Source organism: Halpernia humi, assembly GCF_900108025.1.
In the GTDB taxonomy this organism is placed as follows: Bacteria; Bacteroidota; Bacteroidia; order Flavobacteriales; family Weeksellaceae; genus Halpernia; species Halpernia humi.
Genome location: NZ_FNUS01000006.1, coordinates 197,494 through 217,826, shown reverse-complemented (window position 1 = coordinate 217,826; position 20,333 = coordinate 197,494). Strand labels below are relative to the sequence as shown.

The 20,333-nt window shown below is 34.0% G+C and carries 13 protein-coding genes; 7 read left to right on the top strand and 6 right to left on the bottom strand.

Features of this window, described 5'->3' with window-relative positions; translation table 11 throughout:
• Nucleotides 1-13: 13 nt before the first annotated feature.
• Both dnaG and clpP read left to right on the top strand, forming a co-directional pair.
• Nucleotides 14-1,984, top strand: a complete 1,971-nt coding sequence (gene dnaG / locus C4S29_RS12380) for a DNA primase (RefSeq protein ID WP_103914448.1) — start codon at nt 14-16, stop codon at nt 1,982-1,984.
• A 208-nt stretch (nt 1,985-2,192) separates the two neighbouring features.
• Complete coding sequence (gene clpP, locus C4S29_RS12375; RefSeq protein ID WP_103914410.1) at nt 2,193-2,876, top strand: ATP-dependent Clp endopeptidase proteolytic subunit ClpP; 684 nt, start codon at nt 2,193-2,195, stop codon at nt 2,874-2,876.
• 129 nt (nt 2,877-3,005) lie between these two features.
• Here the strand turns inward: clpP and gmk are convergent, their stop codons facing one another.
• Both gmk and C4S29_RS12365 read right to left on the bottom strand, forming a co-directional pair.
• The gene (gene gmk, locus C4S29_RS12370; protein WP_103914409.1) at nt 3,006-3,569 is read right to left on the bottom strand and encodes a guanylate kinase; all 564 of its coding nucleotides are present in this window, start codon (nt 3,567-3,569) and stop codon (nt 3,006-3,008) included.
• Nucleotides 3,570-3,721: 152 nt separating this feature from the next.
• The gene (locus C4S29_RS12365; RefSeq protein ID WP_103914408.1) at nt 3,722-4,576 is read right to left on the bottom strand and encodes a YicC/YloC family endoribonuclease; all 855 of its coding nucleotides are present in this window, start codon (nt 4,574-4,576) and stop codon (nt 3,722-3,724) included.
• Between the two features lie 241 nt (nt 4,577-4,817).
• On the opposite strand from C4S29_RS12365, the gene C4S29_RS12360 reads away from it, so the two are divergent.
• The gene (locus C4S29_RS12360; protein WP_103914407.1) at nt 4,818-5,480 is read left to right on the top strand and encodes an HD domain-containing protein; all 663 of its coding nucleotides are present in this window, start codon (nt 4,818-4,820) and stop codon (nt 5,478-5,480) included.
• Here the strand turns inward: C4S29_RS12360 and C4S29_RS12355 are convergent.
• On the bottom strand, nt 5,477-6,685 hold the full coding sequence (locus tag C4S29_RS12355; protein WP_103914406.1) for an outer membrane beta-barrel protein: 1,209 nt from the start codon (nt 6,683-6,685) through the stop codon (nt 5,477-5,479). The genes C4S29_RS12360 and C4S29_RS12355 overlap by 4 nt on opposite strands.
• Nucleotides 6,686-6,768: 83 nt before the next feature.
• Between C4S29_RS12355 and tsaE the strand changes: the two genes are divergently transcribed.
• The 4 genes from tsaE (at nt 6,769) to C4S29_RS12335 (ending at nt 9,711) form a co-directional block, all read left to right on the top strand.
• Nucleotides 6,769-7,176: a tRNA (adenosine(37)-N6)-threonylcarbamoyltransferase complex ATPase subunit type 1 TsaE gene (gene tsaE / locus C4S29_RS12350; protein ID WP_103914405.1), complete on the top strand. Its 408-nt coding sequence runs from the start codon at nt 6,769-6,771 to the stop codon at nt 7,174-7,176.
• A gap of 35 nt (nt 7,177-7,211) precedes the next feature.
• Nucleotides 7,212-8,408, top strand: a complete 1,197-nt coding sequence (locus C4S29_RS12345) for an alanine dehydrogenase (protein WP_103914404.1) — start codon at nt 7,212-7,214, stop codon at nt 8,406-8,408.
• On the top strand, nt 8,408-8,776 hold the full coding sequence (locus tag C4S29_RS12340; RefSeq protein ID WP_103914403.1) for a hypothetical protein: 369 nt from the start codon (nt 8,408-8,410) through the stop codon (nt 8,774-8,776). The genes C4S29_RS12345 and C4S29_RS12340 overlap by 1 nt, the downstream gene beginning before the upstream one ends.
• Nucleotides 8,777-8,868: 92 nt before the next feature.
• Nucleotides 8,869-9,711 carry a prephenate dehydrogenase gene (locus C4S29_RS12335; protein ID WP_103914402.1) on the top strand — a complete coding sequence of 281 codons (843 nt, stop codon included), beginning with the start codon at nt 8,869-8,871 and terminating at the stop codon, nt 9,709-9,711.
• A 198-nt stretch (nt 9,712-9,909) separates the two neighbouring features.
• On the opposite strand, the gene C4S29_RS12330 is transcribed toward C4S29_RS12335, so the two are convergent.
• From C4S29_RS12330 to C4S29_RS12320, 3 genes are all read right to left on the bottom strand, one after another.
• Complete coding sequence (locus C4S29_RS12330) at nt 9,910-10,194, bottom strand: hypothetical protein (protein ID WP_103914401.1); 285 nt, start codon at nt 10,192-10,194, stop codon at nt 9,910-9,912.
• Nucleotides 10,195-10,770: 576 nt separating this feature from the next.
• Nucleotides 10,771-14,316 carry a T9SS type A sorting domain-containing protein gene (locus C4S29_RS12325; RefSeq protein ID WP_103914400.1) on the bottom strand — a complete coding sequence of 1,182 codons (3,546 nt, stop codon included), beginning with the start codon at nt 14,314-14,316 and terminating at the stop codon, nt 10,771-10,773.
• A gap of 204 nt (nt 14,317-14,520) precedes the next feature.
• Nucleotides 14,521-20,190: a beta strand repeat-containing protein gene (locus C4S29_RS12320; protein ID WP_103914399.1), complete on the bottom strand. Its 5,670-nt coding sequence runs from the start codon at nt 20,188-20,190 to the stop codon at nt 14,521-14,523.
• Nucleotides 20,191-20,333 lie beyond the last annotated feature (143 nt).

The following is a 20,333-nucleotide window of genomic DNA, read 5'->3' as shown; positions in this document are numbered from 1 at the left end:
TTATTTTTACAAAATGATTTCTAAAGCCACCATTGATAAAATTTTTTCCGCCGTTCGTGTAGAAGAAATTATTGGTGAATATGTTCAGCTGAAACGCGCAGGTTCTAATTATAAAGGTTTGAGCCCTTTCCACGATGAAAAAACGCCCAGTTTTGTAGTTTCTCCAAGCAAGCAAATTTGGAAAGATTTTTCTTCCGGAAAAGGCGGAACGGCCATTTCTTTTTTAATGGAAATTGAGCAATTTACGTATCCAGAAGCGTTGCGTCATGCTGCAAAAAAATATGGCATTGAAGTAGAAGAAGATAAAAAAGAATATACCGAAGAAGAGAAAAAATCACAAACCGACCGAGAATTACTCTACAAAATTCACGAAGTTGCCAATAACTTTTTCCAAGAGCAAATGCGCGAAACCGAAGAAGGGCAAACCATCGGTTTGGCCTATTTTAAAGAGCGGGAATTGCGTGAAGATATTATCAAGAAATTTCAACTTGGGTATTCGCCAGAAAAACGCGATGCTTTTACAGAATACGCTTTAGACAAAGGTTATACGAAAGAAATTTTAGAAAAATCTGGACTTTCTATTTTCCCAGAATATGCGGAAAAAGGCGTCGATAGATTTCGAGAACGTGTGATGTTTCCGATTCTCAGCTTTTCTGGACGAGTTTTGGGTTTTGGCGCGAGAATTCTAAAAAATAATGTAAAAGCCGCAAAATATCTCAATTCTCCAGAGACAGAAATTTATCATAAATCTAAAGTTTTATATGGTTTAAGTCAATCAAAACAAGCCATTTCTAAAGAAAATCTTTGCCTTTTGACGGAAGGTTATATGGACGTAATTGCGCTGCACCAAGTTGGAATTGAAAACGTTGTGGCGAGTTCTGGAACGGCTTTAACGACGGATCAAATAAAATTAATAAAAAGATTAACCGAAAATGTTACTATTCTTTTTGATGGCGATGCAGCCGGAATAAAAGCGAGTTTTAGAAGCATAGATTTGCTTTTAGCTGAAGGTATGAATATTCGTGTCCTACTCTTTCCAGACGGTGATGATCCCGATTCTTTTTCTAGAAAACATCCGAAAGATTTTGTGGAACAATTCATTAAAAAAGAAGCGAAAGATTTTATTAATTTTAAAGCAGAAATTCTTTTAACAGAGGCAGAAAATGACCCTGTAAAAAAAGCAGAAGCCATTCGCGATATTGTGAAATCTATCGCTTTTGTGCAAAATTCTTTAAAGCAAGAAGTTTATTTAAAGGAAGTTGGTAATAAATTTGGGATTACAGAGCAAAGTTTGTTTAATGAATTGGGCATTCAAAAACAGATAAAATCTAAAGAATTTTCGCCACAAAGAGAACCAGCAAAAGCGGAAATACAAAAACTAGAAAAAGTTCAAGATGTATTTTCTAGCATTAATCCACTCATTATTTTAGAAGAAAAATTGGTGGAATTAATGCTAAAATATGGCGACCAAATTTTAGAAAAAGAGAAACCTGTCGATGAGATTGATGATGAAAAAAAAGATGAAAATATAACTAAAGAAAAATACCAAATCACTGTAATTGAAGAAATTATAAATCATTTAGAAGAAGACGGCTACGAAATACAATCTGCATTAAACCAAAAAATTGTAGATGATATAAAAATTGGTTTAAACGAAAATGAAATCCGAAATGGGCGTTTTTTCTTGACTTTAATGGATGAAGAAGTGACGTCAAAAGTGGCAAATTCATTGCTTAATGTTTACGAACTTAGCAATTGGGAAAAACACAATATTTATTTCAAAAGAGAAGAAGAATTGGTTCAAAACATCGTGCAAGATGTTATTTACCGTCATAAACGTGAGTTTGTTCTCACCTTAATACATAATACGAGAAAAAAATTAGAAAATCCCAATGAAAATTTGGAGGTTGAAGATTATAAAAAAATAATGCTTTTAACCCAATTAAAAAATAAAATAGACCTTGAACTCAACCGAATTCTCTGACAAAATGGCTATTTTTACATTTGGAATGGAGTTTGGGAAAAAGGAAAAAGGAAAAAGGAAAATACAATTTCTATTTTATAATTAAGATTATTTAATGTCTTTAGAAGATTAGAACTTTTCACAATATTTACCTTGCGCCTTAAATATGAAGCATTTAAAAAAAAATTGCGCCTTTGCGTTTAACCAAAATAAAAATTAAATTATAAATATGGATATTAATAAAGAATTTAGAGATTTCTCTGTGAAACATTTAGGAAACAGCGGAACTGCAACGGACAAATATATGGGCATGTTTGGCCCAACAAATCTTACGCCCTACATTATGGAAGAACGGCGATTAAACGTGACACAAATGGACGTTTTTTCTCGTTTGATGATGGACAGAATTATTTTCCTGGGAACTGGAATTGACGATCAAGTTGCAAATATTGTAACCGCACAATTATTATTTTTAGAAAGCTCTGACTCGGCAAAAGACATCCAAATCTACATCAATTCTCCTGGTGGAAGTGTTTACGCAGGATTGGGAATTTATGACACCATGCAAATCATCAAACCAGATGTGGCGACAATTTGCACAGGAATGGCCGCTTCAATGGGCGCAGTTTTATTGGTTGCAGGCGAAAAAGGAAAACGTTCTGCTTTGAAACATTCGCGTGTAATGATACACCAACCAAGCGGTGGTTCACAAGGTGTGGCGACAGATATGGAAATTAATCTACGCGAAATGCTGAAACTGAAAAAAGAACTTTATGACATTATTGCGCATCATTCTGGCCAAGAATACGAATGGGTAGAAAAAAATTCTGAAAGAGATTATTGGATGACTTCCTCGGAAGCAAAAGAACATGGGATGATTGATGAAGTTTTGGAACGCAAAAAAGACAAATAATTTTTTGAATATGCAATTTATTGCGACTAAAAATGTAAAAAGACGCTTTTTGGAGCGTCTTTTTAATTATCCAAACCTTCAAGGTTTTTAAAACCTTTAAGGTTTAATACATTTCATTTATTAAGCAATTTACTGTTCTATAAAGTTTGAAATTATTTTAAAAATTTCTGCTTTTGCGTGGTCTAAATTATCATTTATCACCACTTTATCAAACTGTTTTTCAAACATTAGTTCTTCGCTTGCTTTTTCCACGCGTGTTTTTACGGTTTCCGCATCATCGGTGCCGCGGGCTGTGAGACGTTTTTGTAATTCTTCCACAGATGGCGGTTTTATGAAAATAGATAAGGCTTTATCCTTGAAATATTTTTTCAGTGCTACTCCACCTTTTACATCCACATCAAAAATTACCACTTTATTTTTTTGCCAATTTTTCTCGACTTCCGCTTTTAAAGTGCCGTAAAATTTATCTTTATAAACTTCTTCAAATTCTACAAATTCGTTAGCAGAAATTTTTGTTTTAAATTCTTCTGGCGAGATAAAATAATAATCTAATTCGTGAATTTCCTCGCCTCGGGGCGCTCTAGTGGTGCAAGAAACCGAAAATGCCAAATTAGAAAACGCACTTATTGCATATTTTACCAAAGTGGTTTTGCCACTTCCAGATGGCGCAGAAAATATGATAACTTTTTCCATTACAATTTTTCGTTAAACGCAAAGGCGCAGTTTTTTAATGATTATATTTAAGGCGCAAAGTAAATATTATGAAATTTTTAAGCTTAATCTTAATTCCTTCATAAATCTTAATATTAGATTTTAGAATTTCTTTTTTACTTTTTACTTTTTACTTACAAAACATTCAAAGTTTGCTCCTTTATTTTTTCTAAGTCGTCTTTCATTTCCACCACCAATCTTTGAATTTCGCCGTGGTTGGCTTTTGAGCCCAAAGTATTAATTTCGCGCCCAATTTCTTGCCCAATAAAACCCAATTTTTTCCCATTTGCATCTTCATTCATCACTTCCAAATAATATTTCAAATGCTGTGCAAGCCGAACTTTTTCTTCAGCAATATCCAGTTTTTCACTGTAATAAGCCATTTCTTGATAAAATCTGGTTTCATCTATATTTTCAAATTCAGATAAAGTTTTTTTATAGCGTTCCTTCACTGCATCCAATCTTTCTTCTTCAAATGGCGTTACTTTCAGTAAATTTTCTTCAATTCTATTGATGTTTTTAGTCAGTTCATCTTGCAAAATTTTACCTTCTGTAGTCCGAAATTCTTGAAAATTAACCAAGGCTTCTTTTACTAAATTAATTAAAAAAACCAGATCTGTTTCGCCAACTTCGTCTTGCTTTGTAGAAATCGCATCGGGCATTCTCACGGCCATTTTTAAATATTCAAAATGAGGTGCAGACGGCGAAACCTCTTCTAGTTGCGCAATATAATTTTTAACCAAATCTTGGTTGATTTTTACAGCAGAATTTTCAACTTGATTTTCGCAATTGATGTAGCAATCTACTTTTCCACGTAAAATATGATCATTTAAAATTTTTCGGATTTCGAATTCTTTTTCTTTATATTGAAAAGGAATTTTCAGATTTAAATCGAAATTTTTACTGTTTAAAGATTTTATTTCAACAGATAATTTCTTTCCTTCAAAATTAGTTTCTGCTCTACCGAAACCGGTCATTGATAATATCATACATAAAATTAAGATGCAAAGATAATTATTTTGAGCGAGAGAAAAATATCACAAAAGATTTTAAGAAAAAGACTCTCGCAGATTTTTTTTAATTAAATTAAAAATTTACTTCACGAGATTTTTAAACTTTTGGCTACAAATAATTTTAATTTTACATTATCAAAAAGAATTTAATCTGCTTAATCTGTGAAATTTGAGAGAATGTAAGGACAAAATCAAAGAGAAAAATTAAATTTGTAGAATGGAAAAACAGTTGCTAGAAAACACCATCAATTTTGTAAAATTAAAATTAAAAAACGCAGAAGCCGGCCACGATTGGTTTCATATAGAACGCGTGTGGAAATTAAGCAAAATAATCTCTGAAAAAGAAGGCGGCGAATTAGAGATTATAGAATTGGGCGCACTTTTGCACGATATTGCCGATCCGAAATTTCATAACGGTGATGAAACTTTAGCGCTGAAAATTTCGCGAGAATTTCTTGAAAGTCAAAATTTAGAAGACAAAAAAATTGAAAAAGTATTGTTTATTATTAAACATATTTCATTTAAAAATAGAAATGAAAAATCAGAATTTTCAACTGAAAATCCTTTAAAAGAATTGCAAATTGTGCAAGATGCAGACCGATTAGATGCGATTGGCGCAATAGGAATTGCCCGAACTTTTAATTTTGGTGGTTTTAAAAATAATTTGATGTACGACCCCGAAATTTTGCCGAAATTAAATATGAGCAAAGAAGAATACAAAAAATCTGACGGCACCACAATCAATCATTTTTATGAAAAACTCCTGCTATTAAAAGATTTAATGAATACTGAAGCCGCAAAAAAAATCGCATCTAAAAGACACGATTTTATGGAAAATTTCTTGCAAGAATTTTTGCAAGAATGGGAGGTGAAAATTTAGAAAATAGTATATCCAAAAACCAGAGACGTGGTTTTGAATGCAGAGTTAAAATAAAGATAATTTAGCACATGTCTTTCTGTATGCACTCTGGCTTCGATGGAAAATTTATTATTATAGTTATACCCCACACCAAAAATAAAATTACTGCTAGATTCTAAATCATAGTTTTTCGCGGTACTGAAAAATGGACTTTCTAAGGACAATTTTTTATTCATGTCTGCATTAGCAACTACAAAACTGCCATCAATAAACATTCTAGATTTTTGCGAAATATTAAAATAATATCTTACACCAAGAGGTATTTCAATAGAACTGTAATCTACTTCCGCTTTTAAATTTGCTGCCGTTGTTCCTGTGCTCTTAAAAGATTGGTAAGTTGGTTCTAAAATTATACTCCAACTTCTGTTATTAAAAGGTAATGAAAACTCTGCTTCTAAACCCATTCTAAACGTCGCTTTGCTATCAAAATTAGAATTGAAATTGGAATAATCTGGCAGTGTAGAGTTTATAGACAAACTACTAAAATTGACGCCAGGCCTTGCAGACAAATGAATTTTTACACTATTTTCCTTTCTAAAATTGGAGGCTTTTGCCTCATTCACATTGTTATAAGAGTTGAAAAGTTTAGTAAGATCGGAAGTTTTATACTCGGTATTGTTGATCATTTTAGAATAATTTCTATCCGCATTTAGTATTTTCATCAGTTGCGTTTTGTATAAATTATTTTTAGCAACATTATCTTCGGAACCGTCTGCAAAATATTTTACATATATTAATGGTTCTATATTTTCATCATTTTTCCCAACAAAAAAGTTTTCTGAATCTTCGTCCCTCAAAAAATAAAGCGTGGCTTTGCCTTCCGAAAGCACCTTCAAGAAAACAGTTTTATCCTTCCAGATTGGTTCTTTTTCCCATCCTAATTTTTGCAAATTTTGCGCCGCCACATTTACTTTTCCAATATAGCGTACAAATTTAGACGCACCTGTAATGCCAAATTCCTTTATGTTTGCAACTGTCTCGGTTTTTTCTTCTTCCGAAGTATTTTCTTTGTATTTAAAATCTTTCGGATTTTTATACCAATCCAAATTTTTAATCGTGGCATCGTGTTTCACGCCATCATTGGTAATAAAATACCCCGCTTCATATTTTTGTGCAAAAAATAAAGTGGCGAAACCAAGCAAAATAATTTGTAATACTTTTTTCATTAAATTAAATTTTTGCAAATATAAACATTAGGACCATTAAAAAGTTTAAGTTCAATATATTTGCACCATACTTTATATTAAAAATGACATTCAATATTGATAAATTAGAAGATTGGGAAAAAGTAGTGGCAGAAATTTTACCTCAACTGAAACATTCGATTCTCACTTTAAAAGGAAATCTGGGTGCAGGAAAAACGACTTTTACACAATATTTACTATTAAAATTAGGCAGCAAAGACAACGTTAACTCTCCCACATATTCTATTGTAAATGAGTATGATACGCCAAAAGGGAAAGTATTTCATTTTGATTTATATCGGCTGAAAAATTTAGATGAAGTTTATGACATTGGTATTGAAGAATATTTAGAGAGTGCCTTTCTTTCAATAATTGAATGGCCAGAAATTTATGCTGAAGATTTAGAAGATTTTCCACACCACGAAATGACTATTGAAAATCATGGTTTAAACCGAAAGATAATTTTTAAATAATCTATCTTTGTACTTTATTAAAAATACAATGCAGAATGAGTAATCCTGGTAATATTTTCACTCCTTTTAAAGAAGAAGATTTGCTCCCAAAAGAAGAGAAATTAGAAGTTGTGAAAAAAAATAAAAAATTTAGCATCGGAATTCCGAAAGAAACTTGCTTAAATGAGCGCAGAACTTGCATCACGCCAGATGCAGTGCAGGTTTTGGTAAACGCAGGCCACCACATCACCATAGAATCTGGTGCTGGGCAAGGCTCTTTTTTTACAGATTTGCAATATTCTAATTCGGGTGCAAAAATCACAAAAAGCTCTGAAGAAGCCTTTGGGCAAGATTTAGTTTTAAAAATAAATCCACCTACGGAAGAAGAAATTGACTATTTAAAAATAGGAAGTTATCTTATTTCTGCCCTACAAATCAACTTACGTGATCAAAATTATTTCAAAAAACTAGGCGAGAAAAAAATAAACGCCATCGCTTTTGAATTTATTGCCGATGAATACAAGCAATTATCTCTGGTAAGATTAATTGGTGAAATCGCCGGAAACATTTCTATTCTTTACGCTTCAGAACTTTTAGCGCTGTCTAATGGTTTAATGTTGGGTGGCATTACTGGTGTTCGGCCAACAGAAGTTGTGATTATCGGTGCAGGAATAGTTGGCGAATTTGCCACAAAAGCCGCTGTTGGTTTGGGCGCAAGTGTAAAAATTTTCGACAATTCTCTATCTAAACTTCGTAGAATTCATTCTTTAGTAGATAGCCGCGTCCCAACTTCTATTATTGATCCAAAAGAATTAGCAAAAAGTTTGCGACGCGCAGATGTTGTAATTGGTGCCTTTTCGAAATGTAGTGTTATGCCAATTGTTACCGAACAAATGGTGCAAAATATGAAAAAAGGCAGCGTAATTATTGATGTAACTATCGACAACGGAAAAGTGATTGAAACGTCAGAACTTACTGATATGGAAGATCCATACATCATAAAACACGGCGTAATCCATTGTGGTTTGCCTAATCTTACCTCAAAAATGCCGCGCACAACAAGCAAAGCCATTAGTAATTTTTTCTTGAGTTATCTCTTAAATTATGACGACGAAGGTGGCTTCGAAAATATGCTGGTAAAACGAAATGAGATGAAAGACAGCCTTTATATGTACAAAGGCCGGCACACAAAAAAAATGATTTGCGATCGTTTTAATCTTACTTACCACGACATCAATCTACTAATTTTCTAATGCGGAAACTCAAATTTTATTTTTTAGGCTTTATCCCAGGTCTTTTATTGGTACTTTTTATTTTAAATAAGAAAGGCGCAAGTTGCTCCTACTTCCCTAGCGCGCGCGTGAAAGCAGAAACTTTAACAAAAACTTTTATACTAGAAGACAATTTTAAACAAGAACTTACGGCTCAAAATATTGATGAAACATTTCTGAAAGACAGTATCTTAACCAATGGTGAAATAGATTTTGAAAGAAGTAATGCGCAAGAAAAACCTTGTCCACATTACCTTATTTCTTATCCGAAAAATCATCCGAAATATGAAGTTGAGTTCGATAAATGCAAAGAAACCGCTACTTTTTCAAGTTTGAAAACCATTCGGTAGTTGAGATGATGTTTAGTTGTAAAATCGTTCAGTTGTGAAAATATTCGTTTTTAATTTTTGAACGTTAAAACTTTAATTTTTTAATTTATTTAATGAAAATTGCAATAATTGGTGTTGGTTTAATTGGTGGTTCAATGGCTTTGAAATTGAAGCAAAAGGAATTTGCAACAAAAATTTATGGTGTAGATTTTAATGAAAACAATCTCACAAAAGCCAAAGAACTCAATATTATTGATGAAATTACAGATTTAGAAATAGCCGTAAAAAATTCCGATTTAATTATTTTATCCATTCCTGTGGATTCTTCGGTAAAATTATTACCCCATATTTTAGATTTAATTAATGATTCGCAAACCGTCATGGACGTTGGTTCTACTAAATTTTCGATTGTAGAAATCATTAAAAATCATCAAAAAAGAAAAAATTTCGTCGCCAGTCACCCGATGTGGGGAACCGAAAATTCTGGGCCACAAGCCGCAACTGCAAGTGCTTTTAGCGAAAGAGCCGCAGTTATTTGCGATGCAGAAATGTCGGCAGAATCTTCCTTAAATTTAGTAAAAAAAGTGTACGAAAATCTGGATATGAATTTATTATTTATGAATTCTGAGGATCACGATATTCATACCGCGTATATTTCGCACATTTCACATATCACGTCTTATGCACTTGCTAACACTGTTTTAGAAAAAGAAAGAGAAGAAGACACCATTTTTCAATTGGCGAGTTCTGGTTTTAGCAGCACGGTTCGTTTGGCTAAATCCCACCCTGAAATGTGGGTCCCTATTTTTAAACAAAACAAAGAAAATGTACTCGATGTTTTGAATGAACACATCACGCAACTTCGCAAATTCAAATCAGCATTAGAGAAAGAAAATTATGTTTTATTGGAAGAATTGATTAGCAATGCGAATAAAATCCGCGGAATTTTGAAGTAAAATATATTTTTTGTAGGTATTTTAACTTAAAGATGCTATAAAATAAATCAAAGGATAATTATTTTTTCGAAAATAGTGCTTTACAATTAGGCCAATAAAAAATATCACTATTTTCCTCCGAAAAAGATTTACAAGACGTAGAAGAGACACAAAAAAAATCCAAAAAATTAATTTTGGATTTACTATTATTTTGCTTTTCTAACTTTGAATTTTGCGCTGTTTTAAAGTAAGAACCACCATAAAAACAATACCTGAAAGCAAAAGCAATGGAATATGATTGTCAATAGGAAGGGTCTCACCAGGATTTCCGGGACCAGTGTGAATCGGCCCACCACCTTCTTTAGCTTTGCCTTTTGTATTTGCTGCTTGTTCATTTTCTGCTTTACTAAATCTGTTATCTGAATTCTCAAACCCATGATCTAACGGTTGCTGGGCAAAACTAAAAATGCTAAGAAGAAGGACTATATAAAAATTTTTTTTCATTCAATTTTTTTTCAAATGTATAAAAAAAAGATTAATTTTTAAAACATTAATACTTAAAGTATAAAAATGAAATTTTTGTCTTTTTTTTTGCTAATTTTCTTGCTTTCGATGCTTTTATTTTGCTGAATTTTAACAATATAAACATCGGCGGTAAAGATACGGCATCTATTCGAATTTCCAAATTATTTGAATTCTTTAATTTTCAATTAGAATCGTGGAGTTTAACTTTTGTCATTTTTTATGAGTGTTAAAATCAGTTGCAAAATAGGTTTCTAGTAAATTTATTGAATCTTTATACATCAAAGGACAAACATTTTCAGTTACCTGATTGACACCTTTTACCAAAACTTGCTTTAAATGCTTTTGCCGACTAATATCATTTTGTCATTAAAATTACTTTAAAAGATTGAACTCCTAAGGAGTTCTTTTTCAATCTTATTTATTTTTTCTGAACAGATATTTCTCTGATGGAGTATTTTTATTTTTCGTAAAATTCAAAGATAAAATGGTATAACTTTTTGGGTTCTGCGCAAAAAAAATCCTCCGAAGAGGATTTTAAATATATTATTTGCAGATTTACTTCCGTATTTTTTTTGTTACAATTTCCCCGGAAAGTAAATTTATTTTTAAAATAAACACGCCGCTTAAAAAATGATTAACATCTATTTTAGTCTCTACTGCATTTGGATTTAATTTTAAAATTAATCTTCCGGATGCATCATAAAGTTCAACATCTGTCACTTTTTGTTTAGCATTTATTATAAAACTGTTTCCGTCTCGGTAAATTTGCACATTTTCTTTTTTTACCTCTCCTGTAGAAAGTGGCATTTTGTACATAATTTGAAATCTACCTTCGGAAATGCCTTTGGTGGCTTGGAAAGTATAATCTTTTGCAGATAAATCTGTAACTGCGCCAGTTTCAATATCTTTTAAATAAATAGGTTGAGAAGTATTAAAAATACCTTCTGCATGGTCTAAAGCAATGGTATAATTTCCATTTTTAAAGAAATTAGCACCGAGTTGTATTTTATCGTCTGTGCTAAATGCGTCGCTTTTCCCTTGTATGAGTAAATTTTTGCCATCTGCGATAGAATAAAATAAATCTGAACTTAAATTAAATACTTCAGCGTCATAATTTTGCTCAAAACCGTCAGTTGCGCCAGGGATATAGCCGATTAATTGGGAATTTATTACATTATCGGGTGAAATTAATTTTAACCAAAAACGGTTTTTAACGGCTGTTCCTTTTTGGAAAAAAGTGCCTGAAGTGGAAATGCGCATGTCATTTGCAAAATTCAAATTTCCGCTTCCAGTTGCTTGCACCAAGAAGCCTTGCCCTACTTTTATTGTACCATCTGGTGTTCCTCCATTATAAGAGACGCCCGCTGGAACGGTTGCGTGATTTCCGCCAGTGCCGTTAAGAACTGCGTAGTTGTTTCCGGAATATGAAGACCCAAGTTGATATTGTTCTGGCGCTGCATTAGTCCAAAACCAAGCGGTGTTGTAAATTAAGCCAGAATTTTCAGAATATAACTGATCAAAACTAATGTTCGAAGGATATGGATTTCCTACGAGATTGTAACCATGCACCGTTCCCACAGGATTATCTGGAGATTTTGTAATGGGAATTGAGATATTGCCGTTGTTTGGCTCACCTGTAAATTTGTAGGTTTTGCTGTAACCATTTAGAAAATCTATACCAGTTTCTGCTCGTACTGCGTAACCTTTTCCGGGTGTGAAAGTGGTGTCGCCAGTTTCATAAAACCGATCATTAGATTCTCTATAACTAAAAAAACGGTTACTTGGCGTTCCGGGAGAGAAACCGCTTGTACCTTTTGTTAGTTGACTAGAAACTGGGGCACTCCAATAGACGTAATCCATTTGGGTTGTGATATTATTCATATCCGTTACGCTTCGCTCGGCAGTGATATTTCCGACATTGGCCGCTGCTGGATTTACTTGAATTAAGTTTGCATCAGATTTTACGGTTAATGTTGCGGTACTTGGCGAAACATTATTATTGATTATTGCATTTACAACTTTCACATATTGAAGTGCAGGTATTACTAAATTCACACCATTATTAATTGTTAATTTTCTTGCAGAGAAAGTAGGTGGCGGATTTGTATCTCCTGCGATTTCTACATTATAACCTTCATTTGGCTCGCCGTTGAAGGCTTTCAATACGCCATCATATCGTACTGTCCATTTTGTACCATCCCACACAATTGCTTGTACATTTAAAATACCACAGAGATAATTGGTAAAATCTAGAATTCCACCACTATTGGTAGAATCTACGCCATCTGTACCACCGTAAATATATTTTGTGCTACCTTTCATTCTGAAACGTGACACATAGTAATAAGTAAGATTATCATCTAAGCCTAATCCAAAATTATCGAGTTGGTATTCATCATTTGTAGTTGTGTTATAAGATGAAAGTAGATTTAAAGCCATACTTTCCCAAGTCCATCCCGATGCAAAGGATGCATTGGAAGTTGCAACATCTAAAGAATATCCAAGATCTGCAACTACGTAATTGTGTGGTGGTGAATTAGCGAACGCACCTGCATTTGTTCCGGTTGCTCCCGGCGCAACAACTTGGGCATAAACCGTTACATCTGGACCACCGTACAAACCTTTTGGTAATTGAATATTAGCAAAAGTAATTGCAGGAGTTACCGTGATTACTTTAGAAGCCGAACAACTATTTAAAGTGTAAGTTAAAGTTGGAGTTCCCATTGCTACTCCAGTTACCGTTACTTCATAAGTAGTTGGATCTGTGGATAATGTAACTTTAGAATTATCCGAAGACCAAGTTCCACCAGTAACATTTGGGGTATATTTAATGAAACTTCCATCTGCGCAAACAAAATCGGCTTCTGTATTGGTTACAGATTGTGTAATGGTTAACGTAGGAGTTACCGTTAAAGTTCCTAAAGAATTTGTAGTGCCGTTATAAAACCCATCACTATAACCTCCATATTTCCACTCACAAGTGTTACCAATTCTATATCTAAAAGTATATTTGTAAGTTCCCGCGCTTAAAGCAGAACCAAAGTTATTAATGGTATAGCGGTCGTCATTACCAGAATCTTCTTTAAAATTTGCCGAAGTCCAAGTCCATCCAGTTGTAGGATCGGTCGTAGTTCCGTAACCAAATTCAACTTTAATATTAGTATTTTCTCCCGTAGTGGTATTAGTTAAGCCACCGATATAAACTCGCCCAGTTACAAGTCCGTTTGTAATATTATTTCCAAAACAAATTGAAGAAGATTGTGTTTCTAGATTAGCAAAACCTACAGCATTTATTGTTAAACCTGCACCATTATCTGTACCGATAATTGAAGGATTATCGGATATAACACGTATTTTGTAAGCCGTTCCGTAAAGCGAATTGGCAGGAAGAGTTGCCGAGATTGTACCGGAACTTGTAGAAGCAAGTGTTCCAATATTGGTTGGACTTGCAAAAGAACCTGATGCGTCTGAAAGTTGCGCAGTGAAAGTATTTCCACTATTAAAAGTTCCAGTTATGGTATATGGAACTGAAATTGATGAACCCAGACAAAATGGTGAGCCAGTGATGGAACTTGTAGAAATGGTTTGGGATAGAGTAAATGTGGCTTTATAATTATTACCAGAATTACTAGAATAAACAGTTGATGGATATCCTGTAGCTTCCGTATAAATTTCTATTGTGTAATTTCCAGGCACTGTAAGACCACTAATAATATTTGTCGTGCCAGATGCACTGCCCCAAGTCTGATTACCAGCACCACCATCATTAGAAATAAAACTAAAATTTATACCAGTAAAAGTGCCTGAAGGACTTCCAGTTTGATATACTCTATAGTACAAATTACCACCCGTAACATTACCTCCACTATTTTTGTAAGTTTTGTTTTGACCGCCTTTAATAACTAAAGATTCAGTACTTCCAAAGGTTCCAAGATTGGCACCTTGAAAATCAGGATTAGCGGTTGATGCTTGCATATCATAAAAAGTATCTGTGCCTCCGTTAATACTTAAAATAGCATAACTTTCATAAATACCAATTGTTTGCGCAGAAATTCCAATTAGTCCGAGAAAGACTAATAATAGTAAATAAATTTTTTTCATCACAAATAAATTATTTAAAGTAAAAATACTAAAAATATCAATACATATTAATTTTTGTTAACATTTAACATTTCTTAAGTGTTTGTTAAACAGTACATTAAATCATTTTGAGACAATAGATTGGGCTTGAATGTTAAATTTGTGTTTAGCCAAAAAAAGCCAACTTTTAGAAAGTCGGCTTTTAAATTAAATTAAAATTATTTTCTATTTCCTGATTTTTCTTGTAATAATTTCGCCAGAAATTAGTTTTATTTTTAGTACAAATACGCCGTTCAAGAGTCTATTTCCATCGATTTTGGTTTCAACAGAATCTGGATTTGACGTAAAAATTAATCTAGCAGAAGCATCATAAAGGTTTAGTTCATTAATTTTTTGTGATGTTTTTATTACAAAATCGTTTGCATCTCTGTAAATCTTAAGATGATCTTGCTTCACATCGCCTGTAGAAAGCACTTCTTCTGGTTTATAAATAATTTCAAAGCGATTGTCAACCGTTCCTTTCACCGCAGAAAAAGTATAATCTTGTTTAGATAAATTAATGGTTTGATTTAAAACTTTGTCTTTTAAGTAAATATCTTGTTCAGTTTTAAAAATACCTTCACTATCACTCAAACTAATTTTGTATGAGCCTGTTTGGTAGTACACTGCACCTAAAGGCACAACATCAGTAGTTAATAATGGATAATTTCTCCCTTGAATGGCTAGTTTGCTGTTTCCTAATTTAGAGTAAAAAGAATCTGAGCCTTCTACTATTAAATCAGCATCAAAATCTCCTTCATAATTATCGGTTGCGCCTGGAACATAACCTATTAGAAGTACGTTACTAATGTTCGAGGGTGAAGTTAAAGTTAAGTGAAAACGGTCTTTTTCGCTTGTAAATTTATTATTAAAAAAAACGGACTGCGCTGGATTACGCATTGTATTATTAAAATTTAAACTTGCAGCCTGTTTCATTTGAATGATAAAACCTTGCCCAGGTTTAATGGAGGAAGTTGGCGTCGGTCCGGCGGAAGTTCCTTGGTAAGCAGCAGGATTTCCCCCAGTTCCGTTATATATGGCGTAATTTGCACCGCTATAATTAGAACCTTGTTGATTGGCCGTATAAGTGTTGTTTGTCCAAAAATAAGCCGTGCTATACATGCTGCTTTGGTTAGAACTCCAAAATAAATCAAAATCTAAATTCGAGGGATACGGATTACCAATCAGGTTGTAGCCATGATCTTTATTTGTAGATGAACAACTTGTACAATTCAAAGTTGATGTAAAAAGGTTTCCATTATTTGGAACACCTTTAAAATTAAAACGATGCGGAGTTGTTCCATCATCCGCGGTTCCACCTTTTATAGCATATCCTTTTCCGATTTGAAATGTGGTATCACCTGTTCCATAAAAACGGTCATTTGATTCTCGGTAATCAAAAATTCTATTATCTGGAGTTCCGGGCGAGAAAGTATTGCCCAAAAGTGGCTGCCCAGAAACTGGCGCTGCCCAATAATTATAGCCATTATTTGGTAAAATTGCAATTCTATCTACTAAAATATTTCCAGAATTTACTGCATCATCATCTTGCATTAAATTGGCATTATTGCCAAGATGAAAGACTGCATCAGTCACTACTTGAAGTCCTTTTTTAGCAGTTACAACGTAGGGATTGTTACCATCAGTTTCATCTGGGATATTTAAAACTGCAGTGGCGGTGGTTAGTTTTAGAAGATTATTTACGATAAACTTCTTGCCTCCAGATTTAACGTTTGTTCCGGAGACATCCACATTATAATATTGATTTGGAGGCGAACTAGTTCTAATATTTGTAGCAGAAGTAGATGCAAATTCAACAACGCCACCTGTTAGGTTATAATTTCCCTGCATATTTGGTTGTGTACCGCCTGTGCGAATAATTAACCTGCCACCATCCATTGTAAATGCGGTATTGTTAGACCCCGTAGATGCTAAATTTGAAGTGGCATCCACAGTTGTGGTTCCTGTAATTTTAACCAATCCATCAATATTGACATCAATTTTTCCTTGCGTAGTTTTAATACCAGCACCTGAAAAAGTGATATTATAATAATTTGGTGCAGAGCTTATCTCTTGGTTTACCGTAGCATAATATTCAATTGTACTTCCATTATTTAAATCTAAATTTCCATCTACAATTGCAGAACCAGTTCCATATAATCCACCAGAATTCGCCGTTCTTAAAGTTCCATTTACGACAACACCACCTGTTGAAGTATTTGTAATTCTCATATTGGTAATATCTAAAGTGCCATCAACAGTAAGATTTCCACCTTGTCTATTAATAGAATTATTTTCTGCGCTACTTGTGATTAATACATTTGCATCAATTGGAACTTCGGCTCCGTTTGGTAATTGTAAACCTGTGTTTAAAACATTTAATGTAACAGAACCGCCAATTACAGGAATATTTGAGCCATCCCCTAAAATTAATTTTCCACTACCTGAATTTTGCGTTACAGTTGCAGTTCCTTTGATTCCACCATTAAATGTTTTTGAACCAGATCCTGTTAATGAAAAATTTGCATTCGCTTCTAGAACCGCGTAGAAAATATTATCAATAGATGATCCAAAAGGGTACATTGGTAAAGTGCTTATTCTGAAAATCGGCATATCTCCCACATTTTCAGGAAAAAAGAAATCACTATCTGTAGGTGAAGAGGATCCCAAAACTGTATTAGGACAAGACCATTCACAGATTGACTGATCTCCAAAATAAAACAAACCTTCAATTCTTCCTAAATAAGCATTACTAAAAGAAGTGCCACTTGTCATATTTGGCCCCGCAATAAGTTTTCCTCCCGTTTTTACAAGTGCATAAGCATTTCCTGTGGGCTTAGTAAAAGTACCTGCGGAATTTACTAAAAAAGAACCTCCATCTTCAATAATCAATTCTTTATCATTAGAACCTGAAAGATCAAATGAATCTGTCGTGGTAATTTCCAAAGTTCCACCACTTTGAACTGTGGTTTCAGTCATAGAAACTCCAGAAGAATTAATGGTTATTTTTTGACCATTTTGAATGATAATTGAATTGGCATTATCTTTTGTAGGGACATCTGTAGAAGCGGTAAATGTAATATTATCGGTAGAAGAATCCCAACTTGATGCACTGTTCCAGTTACCGCCAGTCCCTCTACTTTTATAATATTTTTTAACTATTGGTGTACAAGATATTTTTACGTTATCAATAAAAGCTCTTTTTGTTGTAGTTTCTATTTCTAAAGTAGAACCTGCAGGCACGCTTGTAAATGAAAAGGATTTCGTTTCAAAAGCATCAGAAATTGTGGCGCTATATGCGGCGGTTTGTGAAACACCGTTAAGCGTAACTTTCAAATCACCTTCAACTGTTGTCCAACCTTTAACATCAATTGAAACTACAACATTTCCACTCACTCCTGATAATGCCGTAGATGTTATAGATCCAATTCCACTTCCACTTCCTAATCTTACCGCGCCACCTGCTTCATAAGCCTTTGTGTTCGTTGGGAAATTTGTATTTCCACCCCAAACTGTACCTGAACCACCTGTAGAAGTACTACTGCCAGAAGTTATTGAAGAAAAATCTTCATAAAAACAAGGCGAAGCAGCAACGGTAATCACTAAAATTTTCGAGTCTGTTCCACGGCTATTTGTGGCAGTAATAGTAACATTGTAATCGCCTACTGCTGCTGAAGTTGCCCCCGAAATAATTCCAGTTGTCGTATCTACAGTCAATCCGGTAGGAAGTCCCGTAGCCGTGAAACTTGTAGGTGAATTGGTTGCGGTAATATTATACGTAAAAGCCACCGTTTGGTAAGCAGTTGCAGTGAGTAAACTGTTTATAACCGGAGCGCTGCGTTTTGAAACAGAAAAATATTGCGTACCAGACAGAGTATTGGTGAAATTATCTCCAGAATTGGTTAACGCAGCAGATTGTCCGGATACGGATGCAGGAAAAGAAGTGATACTCGGACTGTACAATTCGATAAAATTATCGCCAGTTACTGCGGAAAAGTTCGAGCCTTCATCGGCTGCATTCCATTGCGGGGAAACGCGCAGATTTCCACCTCCTGAAACGGCTTCACTTACATACCAAGAATCATTAACCATTAAATTAATATCTGATGCATCGGCAACACCTTGTGATACTCTAAAGCCATAAACATCAGAAGTTCCAGAGTTTGTAACAGAAATTGGATTGTATAAAGATGCAGAAGGTCCAACGGGAAAATTTACAGAAGATGCAGCTACATTTTGCTTAAGTTGTCCTGTACCATTTGTTACAATATATTTTGAATTACTGAAATTTATAATTGTGCCAGTATTTCCTATCGTGAGGTTATTTGCGCCTAAAGTAATTTTTCCATTGGTGAAATCTAAAGTTTTATTATTGGTAACATTATTCGCTAATGTAACGCCCGCTGAATTATTAATGGTAAGATAATCAAAAGTAGTTGCACCAGTAATGGTTTGATTGCTTGTTCCATTAAAAAAAACCGCTCTATTGTTTGATGTGAACGTACCAGAATTTGTCCAATTTCCACCTAAAGTAAAATCTCCACCAAAAGCATTTCCAAGTTTTAATATTCCGTTTAAATTTAAATTACCGCCAACAATCAATCCGGCACTTCCACCATAATCTTGGTATAAAGAAGAGCCAGCATCAATTACTAAATTTCCATTGGCTTTAAATGAACCTGAAGATCCATTTGGGAAATTTAAAGTGGTATTATTACTTATTTGAACATTATTTGGATATCCTGCCGTTGTGCCAATAGTTCCGGAAGATTGGTTCCATTCCACATTTCTTCCAGGTGTGCCGCCAGAATTGTATTTTAATAAAGAATTGCTGCCATATTTTGGTCCCACCGATCCAGAAAATCCATAACCTGAATTTAATTGAAGCGTTCCATTGGTGCCAATCGTAATATTATTAATGTTAAAAATATAAGATGACGTATTAAAATTACCGTTTACCGTTCTGGCAGCATTGAGCGTAATACCGCCATCATTGATAACGGTAACGTTTACCGGACCATCTGTGACTGGCCAGTAAGTATCCGAATTATTAACTCCGTAAGTCCCAGATGAATTATTAAAAATTAATGTTCCTGCCGCACCATATGTAAAATTAACTGCGCCAGAAACGCTGGAATCTACAGACGATCCTTGCTCCACCCGAAAACCACCATTAACGTTGGTTGCTGCTTTTCTTTGTAAACCAGCGACATCATTATAAACAATGTCTTGAGGTCTGATTGTTACAATATCTGTGGCTGTCGGAACGCCTGATGGCAACCAAGTCGAAGCTGTATTCCAATTTCCACTTCCATTTGAGGTTTTACCAGTTGCAGGTATGCTATAGGTTACCGAAAATGAATCAACATAAATTCTATTAGCACTATTTGCATCACGTTGGTAAAACTCTACTTGAGATGTTGCACTTAAACCGCTCATTGTATAAGTCGTGGAAGCAGCTAAATTAGAAACAAAAACTCCATCTGCCGTATAGCCTGCAGGTCCAGTAGTGCCTGAAGCATGAACAACGACTGAGCTAATTACCGCTCCGTTAATAGGCGTAATTATAATTATCCCTCCTTTTGTGGCATTTTGATATAATCGTAATTGATTTGAAAATATTGCAGGCGGATTTGCAGAATTACCTTTGTCAGTAATGAAAGATATATTACTATCTACTGTACCAGAAGTCGATCCACCTGTAAAACTATAACTTACTGTAATCTGCCCAAAAACCCCAGCAGAAGATAATGTAAAAAAAAGTAATAAAAAGAATTTGTAAAAGGGCTTTTTTCCTTTGTTGATGGGCATAAGAAGTCTATAAAGACCCTTATCAGAGTATAAATTTTTTTTCATCTTGCGTTAAATTGTGACTGTAAAAATACACTATTTATAAATACAGAGTATTAATTTTCCTTAACACATACGAAATTTAATTGCTATAAGTTTAGATTAAGTTAAATATAAATGCACAAAAACGAATGTTTTCAGGACTTGAC